Here is a 1401-nt window from a genome sequence, read left to right on the forward strand (position 1 = left end):
CGAGCGCACCCGGTACAGCGTGCCGGCGTCGTACGCCAACAGGCCGGTGAGCCTGCGCGTCTACGCCGACCGGCTCGTCGTCGCGGCCGAGGGCAACCTGATCTGCGAACACAAGCGGGTCATCGAGCGCAGCCACGACACCATCGGCCAGACGATCTACGACTGGCGCCACTACCTGGCGGTGCTGCAGCGCAAGCCCGGTGCGCTCAGGAACGGCGCGCCGTTCACGGAGCTGCCGGTGGCCTTCAAGAAGTTGCAGACCGAGCTGCTCAAGAAGCCCGGCGGCGACCGTGAGATGGTCGAGGTGCTGGCCCTGGTCCTGCACCACGAGGAGCAGGCTGTGCTCGCGGCCGTGGAGCTGGCGTTGGAAGTCGGCGTGCCGACCAAGATGTACGTCATCAACGTGCTGCACCGGCTGCTCGACGGCAAGGCCGAGCCACCCCCGGTGGACGCACCGCACGCGCTGCGCCTGGTCACCGAGCCGCAGGCCAACGTGGACCGCTACGACGACCTGCGCAATGAAAGGAAGGTGCGCCATGCGTGAGACCAAGGCCAACGCGCTCGTCGTCGCGCTGCGCGAGCTGAAGATGTTCGGCATGGCCCATGCCGTGGGTGAGCTGGCCGAGCAAGGCGCGCCGGCCTTCGAGGCCGCGCAGCCGCTGCTGGCCCAGTTGCTCAAGGCCGAGACCGCCGAGCGTGAGGTACGTGCCGTGGCCTACCAGCTCAAGCAGGCGCGCTTCCCGGTCTACCGCGACCTGGCCGGCTTCGAGTTCGCGCACAGCGAGGTCAACGAGGCGCTGGTGAGGCAACTGCACCTCGGCGAGTTCATGGACCGCGCAGAGAACGTCGTGCTCGTCGGCGGGCCGGGCACGGGTAAGACCCACCTGGCCACGGCCATCGGCGTGCAGGCGCTGGAGCATCACCGGCGTCGGGTGCGCTTCTTCTCCACGGTCGAGCTGGTGAACCAGCTCGAACAAGAGAAGCTCTGCAACAAGACCGGCCAGATGGCGCACCGGCTGGCCCACATGGACATGGTCGTGCTCGACGAGCTGGGCTACCTGCCGTTCAGTTCGTCCGGTGGCGCGCTGCTGTTCCACCTGCTGAGCAAGCTCTACGAGCGCACCAGCGTCGTCATCACGACGAACCTGAGCTTCAGCGAATGGGCCAGCGTCTTCGGCGACGCCAAGATGACCACGGCGCTGCTGGATCGGCTCACGCACCACTGCCATATCCTTGAAACCGGAAACGACAGCTACCGCTTCAAGAACAGCTCAGCTCAACCCACCACCAAGAAGGAGTCCAAACCGAGGAAGTTACCCACAACCTGAGCCCGAAGGGCTCGAACAAGGGTGGGTCAAGATTGGATGGAAACGGTGGGTCAGGATGGCGTGGGAATCAACA

General features: G+C 66.0%; 2 protein-coding genes. Both read left to right on the plus strand.

What is annotated here, in order from left to right:
* On the plus strand, positions 1-544 hold a 544-nt coding region (locus CDO81_RS27405), incomplete at its 5' end, for a Mu transposase domain-containing protein (protein WP_420917046.1).
* Positions 537-1328: an IS21-like element helper ATPase IstB gene (istB, locus tag CDO81_RS27410; RefSeq protein WP_088486437.1), complete on the plus strand. Its 792-nt coding sequence runs from the start codon at positions 537-539 to the stop codon at positions 1326-1328. The genes CDO81_RS27405 and istB, both read left to right, overlap by 8 nt.
* The last annotated feature ends 73 nt before the right edge of the window (positions 1329-1401 follow it).

The sequence above is a fragment of the Roseateles puraquae genome, assembly GCF_002205845.1.
Classification (GTDB): domain Bacteria; phylum Pseudomonadota; class Gammaproteobacteria; order Burkholderiales; family Burkholderiaceae_C; genus Pelomonas; species Pelomonas puraquae.